Source organism: Microbacterium aurum (assembly GCF_016907815.1).
Taxonomy (GTDB): domain Bacteria; phylum Actinomycetota; class Actinomycetes; order Actinomycetales; family Microbacteriaceae; genus Microbacterium; species Microbacterium aurum.
The window spans coordinates 2905289-2927360 of the sequence record NZ_JAFBCQ010000001.1 but is presented as its reverse complement, the minus strand read 5'-3'; the positions used below and the strand labels follow the sequence as shown (position 1 = coordinate 2927360).

General features: G+C 72.9%; 16 protein-coding genes and 2 pseudogenes. 8 read left to right on the top strand and 10 right to left on the bottom strand.

Annotation, left to right across the window (positions count from 1 at the left end; all coding sequences use genetic code 11):
• Nucleotides 1-24: 24 nt before the first annotated feature.
• The 4 genes and pseudogenes from JOD60_RS14390 to JOD60_RS14375 form a co-directional block, all read left to right on the top strand.
• Nucleotides 25-492 (top strand): annotated as a pseudogene (locus JOD60_RS14390) (ABC transporter transmembrane domain-containing protein); the annotation flags it as partial.
• Nucleotides 489-857, top strand: a pseudogene (locus JOD60_RS14385) (ABC transporter ATP-binding protein); the annotation flags it as partial. The pseudogenes JOD60_RS14390 and JOD60_RS14385, both read left to right, overlap by 4 nt.
• 2 nt (nucleotides 858-859) lie before the next feature.
• On the top strand, nucleotides 860-1648 hold the full coding sequence (locus tag JOD60_RS14380) for a PP2C family protein-serine/threonine phosphatase (protein ID WP_076691312.1): 789 nt from the start codon (nucleotides 860-862) through the stop codon (nucleotides 1646-1648).
• A 67-nt stretch (nucleotides 1649-1715) separates the two neighbouring features.
• Nucleotides 1716-4694, top strand: a complete 2979-nt coding sequence (locus JOD60_RS14375; RefSeq protein ID WP_076691311.1) for an FtsK/SpoIIIE domain-containing protein — start codon at nucleotides 1716-1718, stop codon at nucleotides 4692-4694.
• Nucleotides 4695-4736: 42 nt separating this feature from the next.
• On the opposite strand, the gene ald is transcribed toward JOD60_RS14375, so the two are convergent.
• On the bottom strand, nucleotides 4737-5852 hold the full coding sequence (gene ald / locus JOD60_RS14370; protein ID WP_076691310.1) for an alanine dehydrogenase: 1116 nt from the start codon (nucleotides 5850-5852) through the stop codon (nucleotides 4737-4739).
• A 44-nt stretch (nucleotides 5853-5896) separates the two neighbouring features.
• Complete coding sequence (locus JOD60_RS14365; protein ID WP_076691309.1) at nucleotides 5897-6886, bottom strand: asparaginase; 990 nt, start codon at nucleotides 6884-6886, stop codon at nucleotides 5897-5899.
• Nucleotides 6887-7026: 140 nt separating this feature from the next.
• On the opposite strand from JOD60_RS14365, the gene JOD60_RS14360 reads away from it, so the two are divergent.
• A complete protein-coding gene (locus JOD60_RS14360) occupies nucleotides 7027-7503 on the top strand; it encodes an OsmC family protein (protein ID WP_076691308.1) in 477 nt (158 codons plus the stop codon).
• A 250-nt stretch (nucleotides 7504-7753) separates the two neighbouring features.
• On the opposite strand, the gene JOD60_RS14355 is transcribed toward JOD60_RS14360, so the two are convergent.
• Nucleotides 7754-8599, bottom strand: coding sequence for a DUF559 domain-containing protein (locus tag JOD60_RS14355; RefSeq protein ID WP_076691307.1), 846 nt, complete (start codon nucleotides 8597-8599; stop codon nucleotides 7754-7756).
• A 533-nt stretch (nucleotides 8600-9132) separates the two neighbouring features.
• Nucleotides 9133-9972, bottom strand: coding sequence for a lysophospholipid acyltransferase family protein (locus JOD60_RS14350; protein WP_084202027.1), 840 nt, complete (start codon nucleotides 9970-9972; stop codon nucleotides 9133-9135).
• An 87-nt stretch (nucleotides 9973-10059) separates the two neighbouring features.
• Here JOD60_RS14350 and JOD60_RS14345 point away from each other — a divergent pair, with 87 nt between their 5' ends.
• The gene (locus JOD60_RS14345; protein WP_076691306.1) at nucleotides 10060-11031 is read left to right on the top strand and encodes an FKBP-type peptidyl-prolyl cis-trans isomerase; all 972 of its coding nucleotides are present in this window, start codon (nucleotides 10060-10062) and stop codon (nucleotides 11029-11031) included.
• Between the two features lie 66 nt (nucleotides 11032-11097).
• Nucleotides 11098-12183 carry a 1-deoxy-D-xylulose-5-phosphate reductoisomerase gene (dxr, locus tag JOD60_RS14340; protein WP_076691305.1) on the top strand — a complete coding sequence of 362 codons (1086 nt, stop codon included), beginning with the start codon at nucleotides 11098-11100 and terminating at the stop codon, nucleotides 12181-12183.
• An 18-nt stretch (nucleotides 12184-12201) separates the two neighbouring features.
• On the opposite strand, the gene pflA is transcribed toward dxr, so the two are convergent.
• From pflA to JOD60_RS14315, 5 genes are all read right to left on the bottom strand, one after another.
• Nucleotides 12202-13110 (bottom strand): pyruvate formate-lyase-activating protein, encoded by a 909-nt coding sequence (gene pflA, locus JOD60_RS14335; RefSeq protein WP_076691304.1) that lies wholly within the window; start codon nucleotides 13108-13110, stop codon nucleotides 12202-12204.
• 22 nt (nucleotides 13111-13132) lie between these two features.
• Nucleotides 13133-15397 carry a formate C-acetyltransferase gene (pflB, locus tag JOD60_RS14330; protein WP_076692236.1) on the bottom strand — a complete coding sequence of 755 codons (2265 nt, stop codon included), beginning with the start codon at nucleotides 15395-15397 and terminating at the stop codon, nucleotides 13133-13135.
• Between the two features lie 127 nt (nucleotides 15398-15524).
• Nucleotides 15525-17159 (bottom strand): Mur ligase family protein, encoded by a 1635-nt coding sequence (locus tag JOD60_RS14325; protein WP_076691303.1) that lies wholly within the window; start codon nucleotides 17157-17159, stop codon nucleotides 15525-15527.
• Nucleotides 17160-17263: 104 nt separating this feature from the next.
• A complete protein-coding gene (locus tag JOD60_RS14320) occupies nucleotides 17264-17971 on the bottom strand; it encodes a DUF1775 domain-containing protein (protein WP_076691302.1) in 708 nt (235 codons plus the stop codon).
• A gap of 50 nt (nucleotides 17972-18021) precedes the next feature.
• A complete protein-coding gene (locus JOD60_RS14315; RefSeq protein ID WP_076691301.1) occupies nucleotides 18022-18612 on the bottom strand; it encodes a hypothetical protein in 591 nt (196 codons plus the stop codon).
• 71 nt (nucleotides 18613-18683) lie between these two features.
• Between JOD60_RS14315 and JOD60_RS14310 the strand changes: the two genes are divergently transcribed.
• Nucleotides 18684-20030: a M50 family metallopeptidase gene (locus JOD60_RS14310; protein WP_076691300.1), complete on the top strand. Its 1347-nt coding sequence runs from the start codon at nucleotides 18684-18686 to the stop codon at nucleotides 20028-20030.
• A gap of 42 nt (nucleotides 20031-20072) precedes the next feature.
• On the opposite strand, the gene JOD60_RS14305 is transcribed toward JOD60_RS14310, so the two are convergent.
• Entirely contained in the window at nucleotides 20073-22007 is a 1935-nt protein-coding gene (locus JOD60_RS14305) for a chorismate-binding protein (protein WP_076691299.1), read from the bottom strand.
• Between the last annotated feature and the right edge of the window lie 65 nt (nucleotides 22008-22072).

The window sequence follows — 22072 nt, the reverse complement described above, 5'->3', positions numbered from 1 at the left end:
CTGTGGATGCTGTGGCCAGGCTACCGGGTCGTCGCGTTCTCGCAGCGCGAGGTCGGGCAGTTCGGGGCGCCGTCGCTGATCACCCGCAACACCAACGACGTACAGCAGGTGCAGATGCTCGTGCAGATGTCGGCGACGGTCATGGTGTCGGCCGCCATGCTCGCGATCGGCGGCATCGTGATGGCGGTGCGCCAAGACGTGGGCCTGTCGTGGCTGATGGCCGTCTCGGTGCCGGTGCTGCTGGTGATCGTCTCGCTCATCGTCGTGCGGATGGTGCCCGCGTTCACGAAGATGCAGGCGCGCATCGACCGCATCAACCAGATCATGCGGGAGCAGCTCACCGGCATCCGCGTCGTCCGTGCCTTCGTCCGCGAAGACGAGGAGCGCACCCGCTTCACGGCGGCGAGCGCGGACGCCATGGTGACCGGGCTGCGCGCGGGCAATCTCATGGCGCTGAAGTTCCCGGCCGTCATGCTCGTCATGAACGTGAGCGTCAGCTCGTGACGATCGCGCGCGCGTTCCTCGCCGACCCCCGCATCCTCATCCTCGACGAGGCGACCAGCTCGGTCGACACGCGCACCGAGCTGCTGATCCAGCGCGCCATGTCGCGGCTGCGGGCCGACCGGACCGCGTTCGTCATCGCGCACCGGCTGTCTACGATCCGCGACGCCGACCTCATCCTGGTGATGGAGGACGGCGCGATCGTCGAGCAAGGCGCACACGACGAACTGCTGGCCGCGCATGGCGCGTACCGCCGGCTGTACGACGCGCAGTTCGAAGCCGCCATCGACGAGGGCGATGCGGCGCCCGGCACGCCCGTCGCGCCGTGGGCGGGGGAGGCGTCCACTAGAGTGTGACCGTGCCCGAAGCCGCGACCCAGTCGCGCACCGTCCCGCTGCAGGACGGTGCGCTGGAACTGCAGTGGTCGGCGATCACCCACACCGGTCGCCGCCGCGAGGTGAACCAGGACGCCGTGCTCGCCGAGTATCCGCTGTTCGTCGTGGCCGACGGTATGGGCGGCCACATTGGCGGCGAGATCGCGAGTTCCCGCACGATCGAGCGGCTGCGCGCCGTCGTCGGCAAGGGCGAGGTGACGCCGAAGACGATCGAGAAGGCGCTGGCCCGGGCCGTCGCCGACATCGCCTCCCACCCCGAAGCCACCGACGACGGGACCGGCACGACGGTCACCGGCGTGTACCTCGACACCTCCACCCCCGAACCGACGTGGGTGACTCTCAACATCGGGGACTCGCGGGTGTACCTGTTCCGCGACGGCGGGCTCGCGCAGGTCACGACCGACCATTCGGTCGTCCAGGAGCTCATCTCCGCGGGGCGCCTCAGCCCCGAGGAGGCCGAGAACCACCCCTACGGCAACGTGATCACCCGCGCCGTCGGGCCGTCGGACGGCGTCTCGCCGGACTACGTGCGTCTCGAGGTGCAGGACGGCGACCGGTTCGTGGTGTGCAGCGACGGTCTCACGAAAGAACTCACCGACTACGGCATCCTGCACTTCCTGCTGCAGCACGAGGACCCCACCGAGGCCGCGGTCGACATGCTCGAGGCGGCGCTGGAGAACGGCGGGCGCGACAACATCACGATCATCGTGCTGAACGTGCGCCGCATCGCCTCCTCCCCAGCGGCCGACTGACGCGAGTCCTCCACCGATCCGCCCTTTCGGGCGCCGCGCGGCGCGGCGACGCGCTTGACTGTCGCGCATGCATCACGAGGACCTCGACACGGATGCCGGCGACGCGATCCGGCTGCCCGCACCCCCGCCGGCGCCACCGCGACCGGCGATTCCGCTCCTCACCGCCGTCGTGCCCGTCATCGGCGCCGTGGTCCTCTGGCGGCTGACAGGTTCGGTGTATTCGCTCTGGTTCGCCGCCCTCGGCCCGGTGCTGGCGATCGCCGGGTTCGCCGACGGGCTGCGCGGATCGCGACGCGTCGCCCGCCGGGCACGCCGTCAGGCGACGACGGAACTGGCCGCGATCGACGCGGCGCTCGCCGAGCGTCACGCCGACGAACGTCGCCGGGCCTGGGCGCGGACGCCCGACGTCGCGGGATACTGCGCCGCGCCCGGCGAGATCTGGCGTCAGGTTCCGGGGCGGGAGGAGGTCGTCGTCGTCGGTCGCGGCACCGCCCGGAGCGCGGTGCGCGTGGACGGCGAGCCGCACGACGACGCCGCCCGCGCCGTGCGGCGACGCGCGCGGCTGCTCGAGGACGCGCCCGTCGCGGTGCCGCTGCAAGCGGGCATCGCGGTCTGCGGACCCGCACCCGCCGCCGCGGCGGTCGCGCGGGCGCTCGCGCTGCAGGTGTGTCTCGCGCATCCGCCGGGCCGTGTGCGCGTCGTGGGTGCCGGGGAGCGGGATGCCGACGCGCTGCCGGCGCGGCTGCCGCAGCGCGAGGCCGCCGGCGGCGCGACCCTGCTCGTGGCACCGCACGGGCGCAGCGTGCCGGACGACGTCGACATCCCGATCGTGCGCGTCGCGGACGGCGCGCCCCCGCCACCGCGGTGCGCGGCGGTGCTGACGCTGACGGCGCCGGGGCGGGCGCGGCTGGAGCACGGCGGCGCCACGCGCGAGATCCGCGTCGAGGCGGTGTCCGCCGGTCAGGCGCTCACCGTCGCCGACGAACTCGCGGCGCGGGCCGCGCAGCTGGGGCAGCGGATCGACGGGGCGGTCGCGTTCGCGGATCTGCCCGCCGCGGCGCCGTCGGCGGAATCGTTGGCGACGTGGATCGGATCGTCCGGGGGAGAGGCCGTCCTCGTCGATCTCGTCGCCGACGGCCCTCATGCCGTCGTCATCGGGGTCACCGGGTCGGGCAAGAGCGAGCTGCTGACCACCTGGGTCGCGGGGATGTGCCGCGGCCGCAGCGCGCGGGAGGTCTCGTTCCTGCTCGTCGACTTCAAGGGCGGCCGCACCTTCGACGCACTCGCCGGTCTGCCGCACGTGGCGGGGGTGCTGACCGACCTCGATGACGCCGAGGCGCTCCGCGCCGTCGAGAGCCTGCGCGCCGAGATCCGGCACCGCGAGCGGGTGCTCGCCGAGGCCGGGGCGCGGGAGATCGGCGATGACCCCGGCATCCTGTCGCGCCTCGTGATCGTCGTCGACGAGTACGCCGCGCTCGTGGCCGCCCACCCGGGGCTTCACGAGCTGTTCGGTGACATCGCCGCGCGCGGCCGCGCGCTCGGCATGCACCTGGTGCTCGCCTCGCAGCGCGCCGCCGGATCGTTCCGCGACGCGGTGCTCGCCAACGCGCCGCTGCGGATCGCGCTGCGGGTGACCGATGCCGCCGACTCGCGCGCCGTGCTCGGCACCGACGAAGCCGCGCACCTGCCCGGCGCGCCCAGCGCCCGGGGCGTGGCGTTCGTGCGTCGAGCCGCCGACTCCGCGGCTCTCCGCGTACGCGTCGCACGGTGCGCGCCCGGCGATCTCGCCGCGGTCGCCGGTTCGGCGCCCACGGCCGAGCGTGCCCGGGCGCCGTGGCTGCCCGCGCTCCCCGCCCTCGTGCCGCTGTCGCGCGTCGCGGAACCCGGTCGGATCGCGCTCGGACTCGTCGACGAGCCCGAGCATCAGCGGCAACCGGCGCTGCTGCTGCCGGGCGTGGTGGCGGCGGCGGGCGGGGCGAATGCTGCGGTCGGGGGTGCATCAGGCGGGGACGCCGTCGGCGCGTGCGGCGGGTTCGCTGTGGTGGGAGCGTCGGGCAGCGGTCGCACGACGCTGCTGCGGACGGTCGCGGCCCAGCATCCGCGGGTCATGTGGGTCCCCGCCGACCCGGAGGGGGCGTGGGACGCGCTGGCCGCGGTGGATGCGGCGCCGGGCGGGACGGCGCTGCTCGTCGACGATGCCGACGTCATCGCCGGTCGATTGCCCGCCGAGTACGCCGCGGAATGGCTGGCGCGGCTGGAGCGCGCCGCGCGCGAGGCGCGCGGCCGGGGGATGCTCGTCGTCGTGGCGGCAGCGCGTGTGTCGGGTGCGCTGTCGCGGACGATCGAGCTTCTGCCGGGGCGGGCGCTGCTGCCGCTGGCCTCCCGCGCCGATCACGTCGCGGCGGGTGGCGAATCGGCCGACTACGCCGGCGATCAGCCGCCCGGACGCGGCCGGTGGGGGCGGCGGCTCGTGCAGTTCGCGATGCCGGATGCGCCGCCGGCCGGCGCGGCGTTCCCGGCCGCGGTCCCGGGCTCGGCCCGGGGTGCGGCGCAGGGTGCGGGGCCGAGTGCTGTGCCCGATGCTGTGCCCGGTGCTGTGCCCGGCGCCGCCGGGGGTGCGGCATCCGGGCAGCCGCGATCCTGGCGGCCCGGGCGGACGCCCACGGCCCTCGTGCTGCCACCCGGGGTGTCGGCCGAGCGGTTCGCCGGCGGAGGCGTGCGCCTGTCCACGGTGGACGAGGCCGCGGCATCCGCCGGTCCTGCCGGGGCGACCGCGGCGGGCGCCGGATCGGCTGCGGCGGGCACCGGAGCGGCTGCGGCGCCGGGGACCGTCGTCTGGGGCACGCCGGAGGCGTGGCTCGGGCAGTGGCGGCTGCTCGCCGCGATGCGGGCGGCGTGCGACGTCGTGATCGCGGCGGAGTGCGCGCCGGAGTACCGCTCCCTCACCGGGCGGCGCGAGCTGCCGCCGTACGCCAGCCCCGGCGCGGGTCGTGCGTGGCTGCTTCGTCCGGGCGGCGACGTCGCGCGCGTCGTCCTGCCGCGGTGACCGCGGCTGGCGCCGATCGGGCCGCCCGCGCTCCCGTCGCGGTCAGACGAGGACGTCCTCGAGAGCGGCGGCCGACAGGTCGTGCGCCGCGGCGACACCGGCATTGACGGCGTGGCCGCCCGCCGTGTTCAGGCCGAGCGCCAGCGCGGGGTCGGTGCGCAGCGCCTCGCGCCATCCCGCCGAGGCGATCCGACGGACGTAGGGCAGTGTCGCGTTGGTCAGCGCCGAGGTCGACGTGTTCGGCACGGCGCCGGGCATGTTGGCGACGCAGTAGAACACGCTGCCGTGCACCGGGAAGGTCGGATCGGCGTGCGTGGTCGGATGGGTGTCCTCGAAGCATCCGCCCTGGTCCACGGCAATGTCGACGAGCACCGAACCGGGCCGCATCCGCGCGACCATGTCGTTGGTCACGAGCTTCGGCGCCTTCGCGCCCGGGATGAGCACCGACCCGATGACGAGGTCAGAGCCGACAACGGCGCGGTCGAGGTCCAGCGGGTTCGATGCGGCGGTCTTGACGCGCCCCTGGAAGTGGTCGTCGAGAAAGCGCAGGCGCTGGATGTTCGTGTCGAAGATGGTGACGTCCGCCCCCAGCCCTGCAGCGATCACGGCGGCGTTGGCGCCCGCGACGCCGCCGCCGATGACCGTGACGGATGCCGGGCGGGTGCCCGGCACGCCCGACATCAGCAGTCCGAGTCCGCCCGCGGAGCGCAGCAGCGTCGCCGCCCCCACGGTCGGGGCGAGACGTCCCGCGACCTCGCTCATCGGCGCGAGCAGCGGCAGCGTGCCGCCCGGCAGCTGCACGGTTTCGTAGGCGATCGCGGTGACGCCGTCGGCGAGCAGGCGCTCGGTCAGTGGTCGATCGGCCGCCAGGTGCAGATAGGTGAACAGCACGAGGTCGTCGCGGAAGTAGTCGTACTCCGCGGCGATCGGCTCCTTCACCTTCAGCAGCAGTTCGGCGCGCGCCCAGATCTCGGCGGGGTCGTCGAGCAGGATCGCGCCGGCCGCGGCATACTCGTCGTCGCTCATCGACGAGCCGGCGCCGGCGCCGCGCTGCACCGCGACCTCGTGGCCGGCGGCGGTGAGGTCATGGACCCCCGCGGGGGTCAGGGCCACCCGGTACTCGTTGTTCTTGATCTCGGTGGGGACACAGATGCGCATGAGACTCCTCCTTGAGTCCGTCGGCCTCGTGAGCGTCGGGACGGCTATATCGTCGGCCGGATGAGGCCGACCGGGTTTCCGCCGCCGGTCACGGTCAATGGAAGCTGGGTGATCACGCCGGCGACATCGGCGGCCGCGAGGGCGCCGGCGCGTACGAGCAGCGTGAGGGCGATGGCGGTCGCGGCGCGTCCGCTGCCGTCGAGCACCTTGAGGGCGACGGTCACCCCGTTCGGCGCGGTCATGATCATGACGCCTTCGGCGCCGCCCTTCGCGAACACGCCCAGGCGCTCGATGGCGATCGTGTCGGGGCGTCCAGGGCCGTCGATGGCCCACGGGTTCTCGCGCACCGCCCGCACGAGCGTGCCCGCCAGACGGTGCAGCCCGAACGGCGAGCGTTCGGAGGCGGTGCCGATGCGGTGCGCGGCGCGCGCGAGCGCCGTCAGGCTCATCGCGTGCACGGGTGCGCCGCAGCCGTCGACGGCGGTCGCGGCGACCTTCGCGCCCGTCAGCCGCTCGACGACCTCGCGGATGTGCAGCTGCAGCGGATGCTCGGGATCGAGATACCCGGCGGTGTCCCAGCCGCGCGCGACGCAAGCGGCCAGCATGGTGGCGTGCTTGCCGGAGCAGTTCATGCGCACCCGCTCCGGCCGGCCGAGCTCGCGGACCATCTCGTCGCGAGTGGCGGTATCGGTGGGCCAGGACGGCGGGCAGCCGAGGTCGTCTTCGCCGAGGCCGGCGGAGTGGAGGATGTCGCGGACGACGGCGACGTGACGGTCGGTGCCCGCGTGGCTCGCGGTGGCCAGGGCGAGGCGCTCGCCGTCCAGCGTCACGCCGGCGGTGAGGCACCCGAGGGCCTGCAGCGGCTTGAGGCTGGAGCGGGGGAGGATCGGCGTGTCGACGTCGCCGAGCGTGGTCTGGACCACGCCGTCCGGGTCGAGCACGATCGCCGCTCCCGCGTGGCGCGACTCCACGAAGCCGCTGCGCTCGACGACGGCGAGCTCGACGGCCCCGGTCACCGGAAAGGTCTCTGCCACCCCGTCAGCCTATCGTCGCGCGCCGTTCCGGCCGGGGTGGCCCGAGTGGTGGTGCCGTGGTGGTGCCGGGGGTGCCGGGGTGGTGCCGGGGTGGTGCCGGCATCCGCCCGTGCATCCTGGCACCGTGGCAGACTGACCGGATGCTGGGTGAACATCGCTACGCGCTGCGCAGTCGCTGGACGGGCAACCGGGGAACCGGGACGAGCGGATACCGCGACTACGACCGCTCGGTCACGATCTCGATCGACGGCAAGCCGGACCTCGCCGCCTCGAGCGACCGCCCGTTCCGCGGCGACGGCGCGAAGTGGAACCCGGAGGATCTGCTGCTGGCGGCGCTGTCGGAGTGTCACCTGCTGTCGTACCTGCACGCGTGCGTGCAGGCGGGCGTCGTCGTCGTCTCCTACGACGACGACGCGACGGGGCTCATGACCGAGGACGGCCGCGGCGGCGGAGCGTTCACCGAGGTGACGCTGCATCCGCGGGTCGTGGTGGCGTCGGCATCCATGATCGAGCCGGCCGAGGCCGCGCACGCGCAGGCTCACGAGTGGTGTTTCATCGCCAACTCGGTGAACTTCCCGGTGCGCCACGACGCCGTGGTCACCGCCCTCGGCGACTGACGCGCCGCGCTGCGCGTGCCGCGGTGCGCGGCGCGCCGCCGCGGCCAGCGCTCCGTGGTCGCGGCCCGCGCCCTGTGGCCCGCGGCCGATCCCGTTCCGGGGTCTGCCCGCGCTCCGCGGCCGACCCGCGGCCCGCACCCGATCCCGTTCCGGGGCGATGCTGTTCCGAAAGCAGGCTGAATCGACCCCGCAGCCGCCCTTGAGCGTCCCGACGCACTGTTCAGCCTGCTTTCGCGACACGATCGCACCGTCAGATGGTCGCGCGAGCCGCGAGCAGGCCGACGATCGCGGCTCGGACCTCGTCCGAATGCCAGAGGATGTCTTCGGCGATCGGCCGGTAGGTGGCGTATCCGCGGGCGGCGGCCGCCTGGTCGCGGCGCCGGTCCCGCTTCTGGTCCGCCCACGACGAGTGGTGCTCCTCGCTGTCGCACTCGATGATGAGCCAGCCGTTCACCACGAAGTCGACCCTCCCGACGCCGGCGATCACGACCTGGATGTCGAAGACGCATCCGATCGAACGCAGGATCAAGCGCATGAGGGTCTCCGGCCCCGATTCCGCCCGTGAATCCAGGAGTCGCCGCAGCCGCCGGTAGCGGCGGGGCAGAGCCGCGAACAGTTCGTCCAACTCGTCGTGCGGGAAGACGCCGAGGTGCAGCGCCGAGTCGATGGTGGCGATCGCCGCGCGGGGTGGCTGGCAGAGGACCGCCTCACGCAGCGCGTCGAAGACGTCCACGCTCATCGACCGCGGATGCGGCGTGCGCGACAGCTGCTCGCGATGTACACGGCCGTGCGCGCTCATCGCGGGCAGGCGCGCCGCGTCCGCGGTGACGTGGATGTGCCGTGTCGAATGGTCCAGGACGAAGACGCCGCGTCGGCGCAGCTCCGAGATGCAGGCGAGCCGCCCGCGCGTCCGTCCCGCCTCGACGCAGTCGGCGTCGGTGTCGGCCGTGCAGTAGGCGCCGCGGCGCACCGTGACCAGCCTGCCGAGGCCGGCGGCGGTGCGGATGTCGCGGCCGCGCCATCCCCGTTCCACCAGGTCGCGGGTGCGGAAGAAGGAGGGGGCAGGGCCGGCGTCCGGCGGACGGGATCTGAACATGACGGTCAGCCTTGTCCCCCGCGGCCCTGCGGTGCGGCGGGAGAGGCCGAACTGTGGAGAGATCGCCGAAACCGCGACCTGGGGAGAGAGCGATGAGCCGTGCGCGGTGGCGACGTTCGACGGGCGCGCCGTCGCGAAAGCAGGCTGAAACGGTCTCGGTGGGGGCCGTGGCGGCCGAATCGGTCGATTCAGCCTGCTTTCGGAACGCCGTCCCGCGGTCAGCGGCGTTCGGGGAGTCGACCGCGCGATGTCGGCGTGGGTGGGGCGCGCCGTCGCGAAAGCAGGCTGAAACGGTCTCGGCGGGGCTCGCGACGGCCGAATCGGTCGTTTCAGCCTGCTTCCGGAACGCCGTCCCGCGGTCAGCGGCGTTCGGGGAGTCGGCGCGGCGCGCGGCGGCGGCGTGGGTGGGGCGCGCCGTCGCGAAAGCAGGCTGAAACGGTCTCGGCGGGGCTCGCGACGGCCGAATCGGTCGTTTCAGCCTGCTTTCGGAACGCCGACCCGCAGCCAGCGGCCCCCGCGACGCAGACCCGGGGTCAGCGGCGCTCGTGCGGGAGCACCTGCTTGAGGCGTTCCACCGGGTTCGCGGCGGGCGCCTCGTTGTAGGCGTTCGCCAGCTCCTGACCCGACAGCGCATGGATGGCCGCCATGATCTCGTCGGTGGCGAGGCGCCGGGCCTTGCCCGACTCCGCCGATCCGTGGTGCGAGAGGTCGAGCGGCTCGCCGAAGCGCACCGTCACGCGCGGACGCAGCCGCGGGAACTTCGCCCCGACCGGCATGATCTCGTTCGTGCCGACGAGCCCGACCGGGATGACCGGCGCGCCGGTCTGCAGCGCGAGGAACGCGACGCCGGTGCGACCCTTGTACAGCCGGCCGTCGAGCGACCGGGTGCCCTCGGGATAGAGCGCGGTCGACCATCCGGCCTCGAGCATGCGACGCTGCTGGTCGAGCGCATCCAGCGCCGCCTGCCCCGCGCCGCGCTGCACCGGGAACGCACCGACGGCGTAGAAGAACTCCCGCGAGAACCAGCCCTTCACACCCTTGCCGTCGAAGTAGCTCGACTTGGCGAGAAAGCGCACCGGGCGGGGAGCGGCCATCGGGATGACGAACGAGTCGATGAACGACAGGTGGTTGCTCGCCAGGATGACCGCGCCCTTGCGCGGGAAGTTCTTGCGGCCCTCGATGCGCGGCCGGTAGATGAGACGTGCGAGCGGGGCGATCACCCAACGGCCCAACACGTACGTCGCGCCGATGCCGGGGACCTGACCCTCGTCGATGTCACTCGCCGCGGGGGGCTCCGAACCGGGTGCGTCGGCAGCGGGAGTCGGGGCGGTCACCAGACGAGGGTACTCCCGAATCCATTCCGCTTCGCGCATGGCGGGCGAGGCGATGCTCCCAGCGGGCACAGAAGAAAGTGCGCCAGGATGGTGGGGTTCCCGTCTCCCCTTCTGTGAGGTCTTCTCTTGCGCCTGCGCCCGTTCGCCGCCCTGTCCGCCGCCGCCGTCTCGGTCGTTCTGCTCGCTGGGTGCTCCGGCCTGGGCGGAGGCAACACGAGCGCGTCGCCGAGTGCGACGGATGCCGCCGCGGTCGACCTCTGCGACGCGCAGGCCCCCGCCGGCGCCGCCTCCGACGCCGTCACCGTCTCGGGTGATGCCGGCGCGGCCCCGACGGTGGCGTTCACCTCGCCGCTCGATGTCAGCGAACTGCAGGCCACCGTCGTGTCGGAGGGATCGGGCACGCCCATCACGGCAGGAGACTTCGTCTCGTACGCGATGACGGCGTACGACGCCGACAGCGGCGAGGAGATCGGTCAGATCGGCTACGAGCCCGGGCAGCTCATGCCCACGCAGATCTCCGCCGACAGCCCGCTCGGCCAGGTGCTGGGCTGCGGTGCGCCCGGCGAGCGCGTCGTCGCCGCGTTCCCGGCGAGCGAGTCGTCGGCCGCTCAGGTGTACGTGGTCGACCTGCTGAGCATCGTGCCGAGCGCGGCATGGGGCGAGGAGCAGGCCCCCGTCGAGGGGATGCCGACCGTCGCGCTCGCCGACAACGGCGCCCCCACGATCACCCTGCCCGGTGGCGACGCGCCCACCGAGACGCAGGTCGCGGTGCTGAAGAAGGGCGACGGCTACACGGTTCAGACCGGCGACCAGGTGCTCGTGCAGTACACGGGCGTGCGGTGGTCGAACGGCGAGACGTTCGACTCCACCTGGGACAAGGGTGGCGTGCCCACGTCGTTCTCGACGACGGGCGTCGTCACGGGCTTCCAGAAGGCTCTCGAAGGGCAGACCGTCGGGTCCCAGGTGCTCGTGGTGATGCCTCCCGCCGAGGGCTACGGAGAGGGCGAGATCAACTCGACCGACCTGAAGGGCGAGACCCTCGTCTTCGTCGTCGACATCCTCGGCGCTCAGCAGGCGACGCCGACCTCGACCGAGTGATCGCGCCCGGCCGGGCGTACGGCGCCCGGCCGCTACGCCCCGGTCGCGCTCGATAGGCTGATCGTCATGCGCCGCATCCTGATCCTCGGCTCCACCGGCTCGATCGGGACGCAGGCGCTCGACGTCATCCGCGACCGCCGCGACCGCTTCGAGGTGGTGGGTCTCGCTGCCGGCCGCAACGCCGACCTGCTCGCCGCGCAGGCGGCCGAGTTCGGTGTCGCGCACACTGCCCTGGGAGTGGATGCCGCCGAGCAGCTCGTCCGCGACGTCGACGCCGACGTGGTGCTCAACGGCATCACGGGATCCGTGGGCCTCGGGCCGACGCTCGCGGCGCTCGAGGCCGGCCGCACGCTCGCCCTCGCCAACAAGGAGTCTCTCATCGTCGGCGGTGAGCTCGTGACGGCGCTCGCCGCCCCCGGTCAGATCGTGCCGGTCGACTCCGAGCACTCGGCGCTGGCGCAGGCGCTGCGCGCGGGGACGGATGCCGAGGTGCGACGGCTCGTGGTCACGGCATCCGGCGGCCCCTTCCGCGGCCGCAGTCGCGCGGAGTTGGCAGCGGTCACGCCGGCGCAGGCGCTCGCGCACCCCACGTGGGATATGGGGCGCGTGGTGACGACCAACTCGGCGACCCTCGTCAACAAGGGGCTCGAGGTCATCGAGGCGCACCTGCTGTTCGGCATCGACTACGACGCCATCGACGTCGTCGTCCACCCGCAGTCGATCGTCCACTCCATGGTGGAGTTCGTCGACGGCTCCACGATCGCGCAGGCGTCGCCGCCCGACATGCGCTTGCCGATCTCGCTCAGCCTCGACTGGCCGCACCGCGTCGCCGGTGTCGGCGCGCCGCTGGACTGGACGACGGCGCAGTCGTGGACGTTCGAACCGCTCGATGAGACGGCCTTCCCCGCCGTCGCGCTCGCGAAGCAGGTGGGCCGCGCCGGCGCCACCTACCCCGCCGTCTTCAACGCGGCCAACGAGCAGGCCGTGGACGCGTTCCACGACGGCAGGCTGGGCTTTCCCGGCATCCTCGACACGATCGCCCGTGTCGTCGACGCGCACACGGCACCTGCCGAACTCACCCGGCAGACGCTCGCCGAGGCCGAGCGCTGGGCGCGCGACGCCGCCGACGCCGTCATCGCTGCCGCCGACTGACCGCGCGCCGGGGAGCGGTCAGTAGGTGACGAGGCCGTGCGCACGGAACTGCGCGCGCACCCGCTCCGTCGATTCCGGGGTCGGCGGCGGTGTGTCGGCGAGTTCGTAGGTGCGGCCCAGGGCCTCCCACTTGTCGCGACCCATCTGGTGGAACGGCAGCACCTCGACCCGGCTCACCGCACCGGGACGGATCTCGTTCAGCGATGCCGCGTACCGCGCGACCAGCTCGATGTTCTCGGCGTCGTCGGTGAGACCCGGGACGAGCACGAACCGCACCCAGATCTCGGGACCGCCCGCTCGCTCGGCCAGCCGCCGTCCGAAGGCGAGCGTGGGCTCCAGCTCGCGCCCGGTGACCTTCGTGTAGGTGTCGGGGTCGCCGCTCTTGACGTCCAGCAGCACGAGGTCGACGTCGTCGAGCAGGGCGTCGGATGCCGCGGCGCCCAGGTATCCGGACGTGTCGATGGCGGTGTGGACGCCGAGTTCCTTCGCGCCGCGGAGGATCCGCGCCGCGAAGGCGGGCTGCATCAGCACCTCGCCGCCGGAGAGGGTGATGCCGCCGCCGGTGGCGCGGAAGACGCCCGTGTACCGCGCGATGCGGGCCAGCAGCTCGTCGCTCGTGACCGGCTTGCCGTCCTTCATCGCGAGCGTGTCGGGATTGTGGCAGTACAGGCACTGCAGCGGGCAGCCGCTGAGGAACGTCGTCAGGCGCGTCCCCGGGCCGTCCACGGCGGTCACGAGCTCCCACGAGTGCACCGATCCGAGCCGGCCCTCGCGCATCGCGGTGAGACGCTCGTGCCGGTCGACGTCCTCGACGGTCCATCCGTCCAGGCCCGCGCCGGCCCGCCGCCCGGGCGCGGCGCCCTGGACGGGGAGGTCCAGGGCCACCACGTCCTCGGGAAGGACGGCGGGAAGCATCGTGGCGGCCATGATCGTCGGCTCCGGGGAGGGCTCAGACCGAGCCGTGGAAGGTCCGCGACAGCACGTCGAGCTGCTGCTCGCGGGTGAGCCGCACGAAGTTCACGGCGTAGCCCGAGACGCGGATCGTCAGCTGCGGGTAGTTCTCGGGGTGCTCCATGGCGTCTTCGAGCGTCTCGCGGTTCAGCACGTTGACGTTCATGTGATAGCCCTGCGACCCGACGTAGGCGTCGAGGAGACCGGCCAGGTTGTGCACCTGCTCGTCCTTCGTCCGGCCGAGCCCGGCGGGAACCACCGTGTTGGTCAGCGAGATGCCGTCCTGCGACTGGGCGTAGGGGAGCTTCGCGACCGAGAGGGCGGAGGCCAGCATCCCGTGCGTGTCGCGGCCGTTCATCGGGTTGGCGCCCGGGGCGAACGGCTCGCCGGCGCGGCGGCCGTCGGGCGTGTTGCCGGTGGCCTTGCCGTACACCACGTTGGAGGTGATCGTGAGCACCGACTGGGTCGGCAGCGCGTTGCGGTACATCGGGTGGCGGCGGATCTTCGCCATGAAGCGCTCGACGAGGTCGACGGCGATCGCGTCGGCCCGGTCGTCGTCGTTGCCGTACGTGGGGAACTCGCCGGTTGTCTCGTAGTCCACGACGATGCCGCGCTCATCGAACACGGGGGCGACCGTGGCGTACTTGATGGCCGAGAGCGAGTCGGCGGCGACCGACAGGCCGGCGATGCCGCAGGCCATCGTGCGCAGCACGTCCTTGTCGTGCAGCGCCATCTCGATGCGCTCATACGCGTACTTGTCGTGAGACCAGTGGATGCAGTTGAGGGCTTCGACATACGTCTCGGCGAGCCAGTCCATCGTCTTGTCGAACCGCGCCATGACGTCGTCGAAGTCGAGCGGGCCCTCACCCACCGGCGCGGTGGCCGGCGAGACCTGCTTGCCGGAGACCTCGTCGCGACCGCCGTTGATGGCGTAGAGCAGGGTCTTGGCGAGGTTCACGCGGGCGCCGAAGAACTGCATCTGCTTGCCGACCCGCATGGGGCTCACACAGCACGCGATCGCGGCGTCGTCGCCCCACGCGGGGCGGATGATCTCGTCGGACTCGTACTGCACCGCCGAGGTGTCGATCGACACCTGCGCGCAGTAGTCCTTGAAGCCCTGCGGCAGCTGCGGGCTCCAGAAGACCGTCATGTTGGGCTCGGGGGCGGGGCCCAGGTTGTAGAGCGTCTGCAGGTAGCGGAACGAGTTCTTGGTGACGAGCGGGCGCCCGTCCTCGCCCATGCCGCCGATCGTCTCGGTGACCCACGTCGGGTCGCCGGAGAAGAGCGCGTCGTACTCGGGGGTGCGCAGGAACCGGACGATCCGCAGCTTGATCACGAAGTCGTCGATGATCTCCTGCGCCTCGGTCTCGGTGAGCGTGCCGGCCTCGAGGTCGCGCTGGATGAAGATGTCGAGGAACGTCGACGTGCGCCCGAGCGACATGGCCGCGCCGTTCTGCTCCTTGACGGCGGCGAGGTAGGCGAAGTACAGCCACTGCACGGCTTCCTTGGCGGTCGTCGCGGGACCGGAGATGTCGTATCCGTAGGATGCCGCCATCTGCTTCAGTTCGCCGAGCGCGCGGATCTGCTCCGCGTGCTCCTCGCGCATGCGCACGACCTCTTCGCTGAACGGCGTGGTGTCCAGGCCCAGCTTGTCGACCTTCTTCGCGGCGATGAGCTGGTCGACGCCGTACAGCGCGACGCGACGGTAGTCGCCGATGATGCGCCCGCGGCCGTAGGCGTCGGGGAGGCCTGTGATGATGTGAGAGCTGCGCGCGGCGCGGACAGCGGGCGGGTAGACGTCGAACACGCCCTGGTTGTGCGTCTTGCGGTACTCGCTGAACACGGTCTTCAGGGTCTGGTCGACCTCGTAGCCGTAGGTCTCGAGGGCGCCCTCGACCATGCGCCATCCGCCGTTGGGCATGATGGCGCGCTTGAGCGGCGCGTCGGTCTGCAGGCCCACGATGACCTCGTCGCCCTCGGCAATGTAGCCGGGCGCGTGCGCCGTGATGCCGGCGGGGGTGTGGGTGTCGACGTCGTAGATGCCGTTCTCGCGCTCGGCGGGGAACATGCCCGCGAGCGTCTCCCAGATGCGGGTGGTGCGGGCGGTGGGGCCGGCGAGGAAGGTGGCGTCGCCGGTGTAGGGCGTGTAGTTGCGCTGGATGAAGTCGCGAACGTCGATCTCGTCCTGCCACGGGCCGGCGGTGAAGCCGGTCCAGGCTGCGGGCTGTGCGTCCTGGGCAGTGGTGGGGGTGACGGTGGTCATGACCCCAGGATAGAACCAGTGGTCAGACCACATAGCGAAGGCTTCGGAAAGCCACAACCGCCACGGCATTCGCGGGCGCTTCGTTGTGGCCTGACCACATACGCCATGGGCGACGCTCGTCGCGAGGTCAGCGCCAGTCGCGCGCGGGGTCCGACAGGGGGGTCTCGTCGGCCGGGTACGGCACGGGCCAGGACGGTTCCGGCACGGGCCACCCCGCGTCGCGCAGCGCGCGGCGGGCGAGCTCGCGCGCCGAGTACGGGGTCCGGACGCCGCGGATGTCGCGGTAGTCCTGGTGGCCGGGACCGGCCCACAGAATCGCGTCGCCCTCACCGACACGGGCGACGGCCTCGATGATGGCGCGCTCGGGCGGCGAGAACTCCAGGATCTCGGCATCGGGCCGGGCGCGCCGGGCGCCGTCGACGAGCGTCGCGCGGATGCTGTCGGGATCCTCGTGACGCGGATGGTGATCGGTCACGATCAGCAGATCGCTGCCCTCCACCGCCGTGCGCCCCATGTCCAGTCGCTTGGTCGCGTCGCGGTCGCCGTCGGCGCCGAAGACCATCACGACTCGGCCGGGGGTGACCCGCCGCACCGCGGCGAGCGTCTTCTCGAACGCATCGGGTGAGTGGCCGAAGTCGACGTAGACCGCGGGGCCGCGCTCGCCCGAGACGCGCTGCGTGCGGCCGGGGAGGTGCGCGTCGATGCGCTGTCCGTCGAGCGCGTCGGTCAGGCGCGCCCAGGGGTAGCCGGCCTCGAGGAGCATCACGATCGCGAGACCGGCGTTGGCGGCCATGTGTCGTCCGATCACCGGCACGGTCGTCGTCAGCGCACCGGCGGGGCCGGTGAGCGTGAACTCGGTGCCGTCCTGGCGCTCGGCGACGATCTCGACGGTCCAGTCGGCGGATGCCGCGGCAGCCGCCGCGATCGCGGGCGTGACGATCGTGACCGTCGGCACCTCGCTGCGGGCGGCGACTTCCGCGCCGTACGACGAGTCGAGGCACACGACGGCGCGACGGGACCGGTCGGGGCGGAACAGCGGCAGCTTCGCCTCGAAGTACTCCCGCATGTCGGCGTAGTCGTCGAGGTGGTCATGGGTGAGATTCGTGAATCCGGCGACGTCGAACACGATGCCGTCCACGCGGTGGCGGCTGAGCGCCTGCGCGCTGACTTCGACGGCGACGGCCTCGACGCCGCGCTCGCGCATGAGGGCGAGGAGGGCGTGGAACTCGGATGCCTCGGGTGTCGTCAGACGCGAGACGATGACCTCGCCGGCGATGTGGCGCTCCGCCGTCGACGACAGGCCTGTGACGACGCCGAGCTGCGCGAGGATGCCCTCGAGCAGGTGCGAGACGCTCGTCTTCCCATTGGTACCGGTCGTCGCGAGCAGCACCGGCAGGTTCTCGGCCGTGTCATAGACCCAGGCCGACAGGTCGCCGAGGAGCGCGCGCGGGTCGTCGACGACAACGACGGGCAGACCGGAGTCGGCGGCGATCGCCGCCCCCGCCTCGTCGGTGATGACGGCGACGGCACCGGTGGCCGCGGCCGCCTTCGCGAACTCGGCACCGTGCCGGTTGACGCCGCGGATCGCGACGAACGCCTCACCGGGGCGCAGGTCCGCCGTCGCGAGGGTGAGACCGGTCAGCTCGACCGCTGCCGCGTCGCCGCGGACATCGCCGCCGAAGCGTGCCGCGAGGTCGTCGAGCCGGCGACGGGGCGGGTGCGCCGGGCGCAGGACGGGCGGGAGGTGCGAGCCGGTAGTCATAGCGCTCCCATCCTCTCACCCCGCCCCGCACGCGGCGGGGTCGCCGCGCAGCCGCGGCGACCCCGCCGGTGCGGACCGGTTCGACCCGTTCCGAGCAGTGGCGCTCAGGCGCGCCGGCGGCGTCCGACCACGGCGACGACGAGCGCGGCGAGGGCGGCCACGAGCGCGCCGCCGCTCAGCCAGCGGGCGACCGGGTCGGCGTCGGATGCGGTGGCCGCGGCATCCGCCTCGTCGTGCGCGTGCTCGCCGTCGGTGGCGGCCTCGGTCGCGGCCCCGTGGCCGTGGCTGTCTCCCGCCGCGGCGACGGCGCCGACCGCGACGACCGGTGCGGGAGCGGCGAGGTCGTCCTCGGTCTGGCCGTCGCCGGCGACCTCGGACCAGTCGGTGGACCCGACCTCGCAGGTCTGCAGCACCGGGAAGGCGACGGCGGTGTTCGCGGCGGACGACGCGAAGATGACGTCGAGGGCGACCGAGGCGGCCACCCCGGTCTCCACCGGCGTGACGGCGGTGTAGGTGACGCTCGTCGGGATGCCGTCGTCGCCGACCTCCCGAGAGATGCTCCAGGCGCCGTCGAGCACCGGGGTCACCCCGTCGATGCCGTCGGGGATGGTGATCGTGATCGCGGTGGTCGGGGAGTCGTCGCAGCCGTGGCTGAACGAGAACGCCAGGCGCGTGGTGGCGCCGGCATTCGAGGTGTCGGGGGTGATGTGGACGTGGGCCGAGGCGGCGAGGGGTGCCGCGACGGCGAGGACGGCTCCGGCGAGGACGCCGGTGAGAAGGCGCGCGCGGCGGCGCGGGGACGTGCTGTTCATGAAGGTTTCTCTCTGTGTGTCGGGTGCGGCGGATGCCGCGAAGGCCATGCTCAGCGCGCGAGCGCGGGCGGCCCCCGACGGGACAGGGAGAAGGGCGGCAGCGTAGGCAGTGTCACCGGCAGCGGGGCCAGCGCGCGCACCCGCGGCGCCCGCGGGACGAGGGTGGGGGCGGCGGGGCGCGGCAGGAGGCGGCGGATGCCGCGGGCGAGCGCCGCCAGCATCCGCTCGCCGCGCGCGAGGAGCACGACGGTGACGGCGGCGGCGATCGCGTGACCGATCATCATGCCGCCCGAGGCATGCAACACATGCGCCTGGGCGACCGGCCCGGCGCCGAGCGACGTCCCGCCGTGAACGTGACCGGCGGCGACGGGGGCTGCCGTGCCGACGGCGGCGAACGCGAGGTGCAGCGCGGCTTGCGCGAGCGCGACGGCCGCGCCGAGGCGCAGCGGGCGGGGACGGTCGCCGACGAGGGCGACGGCGACGGGGGTCGCCAGCAGGGCGACGGCTACGAGCAGCCAGGCCGGCGGAGCACCGCCCCCGGAGAGCGTGTGCGCGGTGGCCGAGACGACGACCGCGACGGATGCCGCCGCGAACCCGCGCAGCGCCCGCGCGCGTCGCGCCGCCTGCCGCCGGGAATCCACCCGACGAGCCTACCGGCCGTGCCGGGACCGGTTGGGCAAACTCAAAGCGGGTCACGATACCCTCGACGCTCGTGACCGTCATCGCCTTCCTCATCGGCGTCGTGCTGCTCGTCGTCGGGCTGGCGGTCTCCATCGCGCTGCACGAGATCGGTCACCTCGTGCCCGCCAAGAAGTTCGGCGTGCGGGTCGGCCAGTACATGATCGGGTTCGGCCCGACCCTGTGGTCACGGCGCATCGGCGAGACCGAATACGGCGTGAAAGCGCTGCCGCTCGGCGGCTACATCTCCATGGCGGGGATGTACCCGCCGTCGCCCGACGCGACCGCGACCGCGGACGCCCCCGCCGCCGGCGCTCCCGCCGCCGCGGGCACCGCCGGCAAGGCGGGCGGCGGCTTCTTCGCCACGATGGTGCAGGACGCGCGTCTCGCCAACGACGAGACCCTCGCCGGCGACGACGGACGCCGGGCGTTCTACGAGCTGCCGGTGTGGCAGCGCGTCATCGTCATGCTCGGCGGCCCGCTGATGAACCTGGTCCTGGCGGTGGTGCTGTTCGCGATCGTCTTCAGCGGCATCGGCGTGCAGACCGCGACGACCACGATCGCCGCGGTCAGCGAATGCGTGCTGCCGGCCGGATCGACCCAGACCGCCTGCGCCCCTGACGATCCCGCGTCGCCCGCCGCCGAAGCCGGCATCCAGCCCGGCGACGTCATCGTCTCGGTCGACGGCACCGACGTCGACAGCTTCGCGGCGGCATCCGCCATCATCCAGGCGGCGCCGAACCGCACGCTCGACGTCGTCGTGCGCCGGGACGGCGCCGAGCAGACCCTCCGCGTGACGCCGATGCTCGCCGAGCGCGAGGTACGGGGAGCCGACGGCGCGGTCACCACGGCCGAGGTCGGCTTCGTCGGGATGACGGCGACGACGGAGTACGTGCGGCAGCCGATCTGGGAGGGACCCGAGGCGGCGCTCGCGCAGGCGGGGCAGGTCGCCGGCATCATGTGGCAGCTGCCCGCCCGCGTCTACCAGACCGCCGCAGACATGATCGCCGGTCACGACCGCGACCCCAACGGCCCCCTGTCGGTCGTCGGCGTGGGGCGCCTGGCGGGCGAGGTGGCCGCGACCGACGCGCCGGTGCTCGACCGCGTCTCGACGCTGCTGGGGCTGCTGGGGTCGCTCAACATCGCGCTGTTCGTCTTCAACCTCATCCCGCTGCTGCCGCTGGACGGCGGTCACATCGTCGTGGCGCTGTGGGACGGCATCAAGCGCGCGTGGGCGAAGCTCTGGCGGCGACCGCCTCCGGCTCCGGTGGATGCGACGCGGCTCGTGCCGGTGACGTTCGTCGTGGTCATCGCGCTGGTCGTGATGGGCGGCATCCTCATCCTGGCCGACCTCATCAACCCGGTGCAGCTGCTCGGCTGACCACGCCGCGGACGCGGTGCCGTCGCGCCGGCTGCCGACCCGCTACGCCGCGTCGACCGGGGTCAGGGCGTGCGCGACGAGGCGCTCGAGGGTCGCCAGACCGTCGCGCGACAGGATCGACTCCAGGTGCCCCTGCACCGACGCGTAGCCGGGACCGCGGAGCGCGTACACGTCGCCGGATGCCGGGTCCGCCGCGATCTGGGTCGTACCCAGCTTCGTGGTGCCCGGGTCGACCCGTGCGGTGAACGTGTTGTAGAAGCCGATGGACGCCGGCGTGCCGAACACGTCGATCGTCTTCTGCAGCCCCTGGTGCGGCGCCGCGAGCGGGCCGAGACCGATGCCGAGGCGGTCGGCGAGGATCTGGTGGCTGAGACAGACGGCCACGAGCGGCCGGCCGCTCGAGAGCCGCGCGTCCACGACGCCGCGCATCGCCGCGATGCGCGTGTTCGCGCTGTCGCGCGGGTCGCCCGGTCCGGGGCCGGCCACGACGAGGTCGGCGACGTCCTGCGCGGCGGCATCCGCCCGGTCCCACGGCACGATCGTCACGGCGAACCCGAGGTGACGCAGCTGGTGGGCGAGCATCGTCGTGAACCGGTCCTCGGCGTCGATCACGACAGCCGTCAACCCGGCGAAGGGTCCCGCCTCGCCGGAGGCCTGCGGGTTCAGCCAGAACGGCGCGAGCCGCTCGTTGCGTGCGGCGAGCAGGGCCGCGATGTGCGGGTCGTCGGCGAGGCGACGGGGCTGCGCGGTGGGGGCGTCCTCGTCGAGGGCGGCAGCTTCGGCGACCTCGTCGCGGGGCACCGCGCCGATCGCGCCGAGCACGCCGGCCGCCTTGCCGTGGGTCTCGCTCACTTCGCCGTCGGGGTCGGAATGGCGCACGAGCGTCGCGCCGACCGGCACGCGCAGGCGTCCGTCCACCAGGTAGGCGGTGCGGATGAGGATGGGGGCGTCGAGGTCGTGCCCTGCCGCACTCCCGTCGGCGCCGGTGGACGGGGTGAACAGCGCCGCGACACCCGAGTAGTAGCCGCGCGGCGCGCGCTCGTGCCGCTTGATGACCGTGCACGCGTTTTGCATCGGCGAGCCGGTGACGGTCGGAGCGAACATGGTCTCGCGCAGGATGTCACGCGGATCCATCGTGCTGCGCCCGCGCAGCATGTACTCGGTGTGGGTGAGCCGCGACATCTCCTTCAGGTGCGGCCCGGTGATGCGGCCGCCGTCGCTGCAGACGGCGCTCATCATCTTGAGTTCCTCGTCGACGACCATGAACAGCTCCTCGGTCTCCTTGGTGGAGCCGAGGAACTCCGCGAGGGTCTCCGCCGTCGCGCCGCCGGCGGGGTGACGGAAGGTGCCCGAGATCGGGTTCATCGTGACGACGCCGCCCGTCGCGCTGACGTGCGCCTCGGGGCTCGCGCCCACCGCGAGATGGCCGGGGGTGGAGACGAGGAACGTCCAGTACGCGCCGCGCTCGTGCTCCAGCAGCGCCCGGAACCACGTGAGGCCCGCGGTGAGCGCGTCGCCGTCGACGGATGCCGTGTAGTCGCGGCGGATGACGAAGTTCGCGCCCTCGCCGCGACCGATCTCATCGGCGATCACCGTCCGCACGATGTCGGCGTACTCCGCGTCGGCGATGTCGAAGCCGGCGTCGTGCAGCGGCACCGGGGCCGTGGGGAGGGCGGCCATCACCTCGGCGCGCGGCAGGTGGGTGTGCTCGGCGACGACGAGGCAGCGCAGCGGTGCGGCGTCATCGTGGCACTCGAAGCCGCGCTCGACGACCTGTCGGTACGGCACGAGGGCGAGCACTTCGCGCGGTGTGCCGTCGGCATCCGTCACGGGGATGTCGGCGAGCAGCGCCACGTCGACGACGTCGCCGGTGAGGAGCTCGACGGTGCTCTCGTCGCGGGCGATGAGGGCGAAGGGCGCACCCGACGCGAGGACGGCGGACAGCGCGTCGGGCTGGGCGGACGGGCTCGGAGTCATGCCGGGCCTTTCTGTGGTTCGGGCGGACCGCTCGTCGCTGGAACGAAAAGACCGCCTCGATGGGC

Coding starts and splice junctions, on each gene's coding strand:
- JOD60_RS14375 (WP_076691311.1), top strand. CDS start 1,716: ATGCATCACGAGGACCTCGACACGGATGCCGGCGACGCGATCCGGCTG.
- JOD60_RS14305 (WP_076691299.1), bottom strand. CDS start 22,007: ATGACTCCGAGCCCGTCCGCCCAGCCCGACGCGCTGTCCGCCGTCCTC.
- dxr (WP_076691305.1), top strand. CDS start 11,098: ATGCGCCGCATCCTGATCCTCGGCTCCACCGGCTCGATCGGGACGCAG.
- pflB (WP_076692236.1), bottom strand. CDS start 15,397: ATGACCACCGTCACCCCCACCACTGCCCAGGACGCACAGCCCGCAGCC.
- ald (WP_076691310.1), bottom strand. CDS start 5,852: ATGCGCATCTGTGTCCCCACCGAGATCAAGAACAACGAGTACCGGGTG.
- JOD60_RS14360 (WP_076691308.1), top strand. CDS start 7,027: ATGCTGGGTGAACATCGCTACGCGCTGCGCAGTCGCTGGACGGGCAAC.
- pflA (WP_076691304.1), bottom strand. CDS start 13,110: ATGGCCGCCACGATGCTTCCCGCCGTCCTTCCCGAGGACGTGGTGGCC.
- JOD60_RS14350 (WP_084202027.1), bottom strand. CDS start 9,972: ATGCGCGAAGCGGAATGGATTCGGGAGTACCCTCGTCTGGTGACCGCC.
- JOD60_RS14325 (WP_076691303.1), bottom strand. CDS start 17,159: ATGACTACCGGCTCGCACCTCCCGCCCGTCCTGCGCCCGGCGCACCCG.
- JOD60_RS14320 (WP_076691302.1), bottom strand. CDS start 17,971: ATGAACAGCACGTCCCCGCGCCGCCGCGCGCGCCTTCTCACCGGCGTC.
- JOD60_RS14355 (WP_076691307.1), bottom strand. CDS start 8,599: ATGTTCAGATCCCGTCCGCCGGACGCCGGCCCTGCCCCCTCCTTCTTC.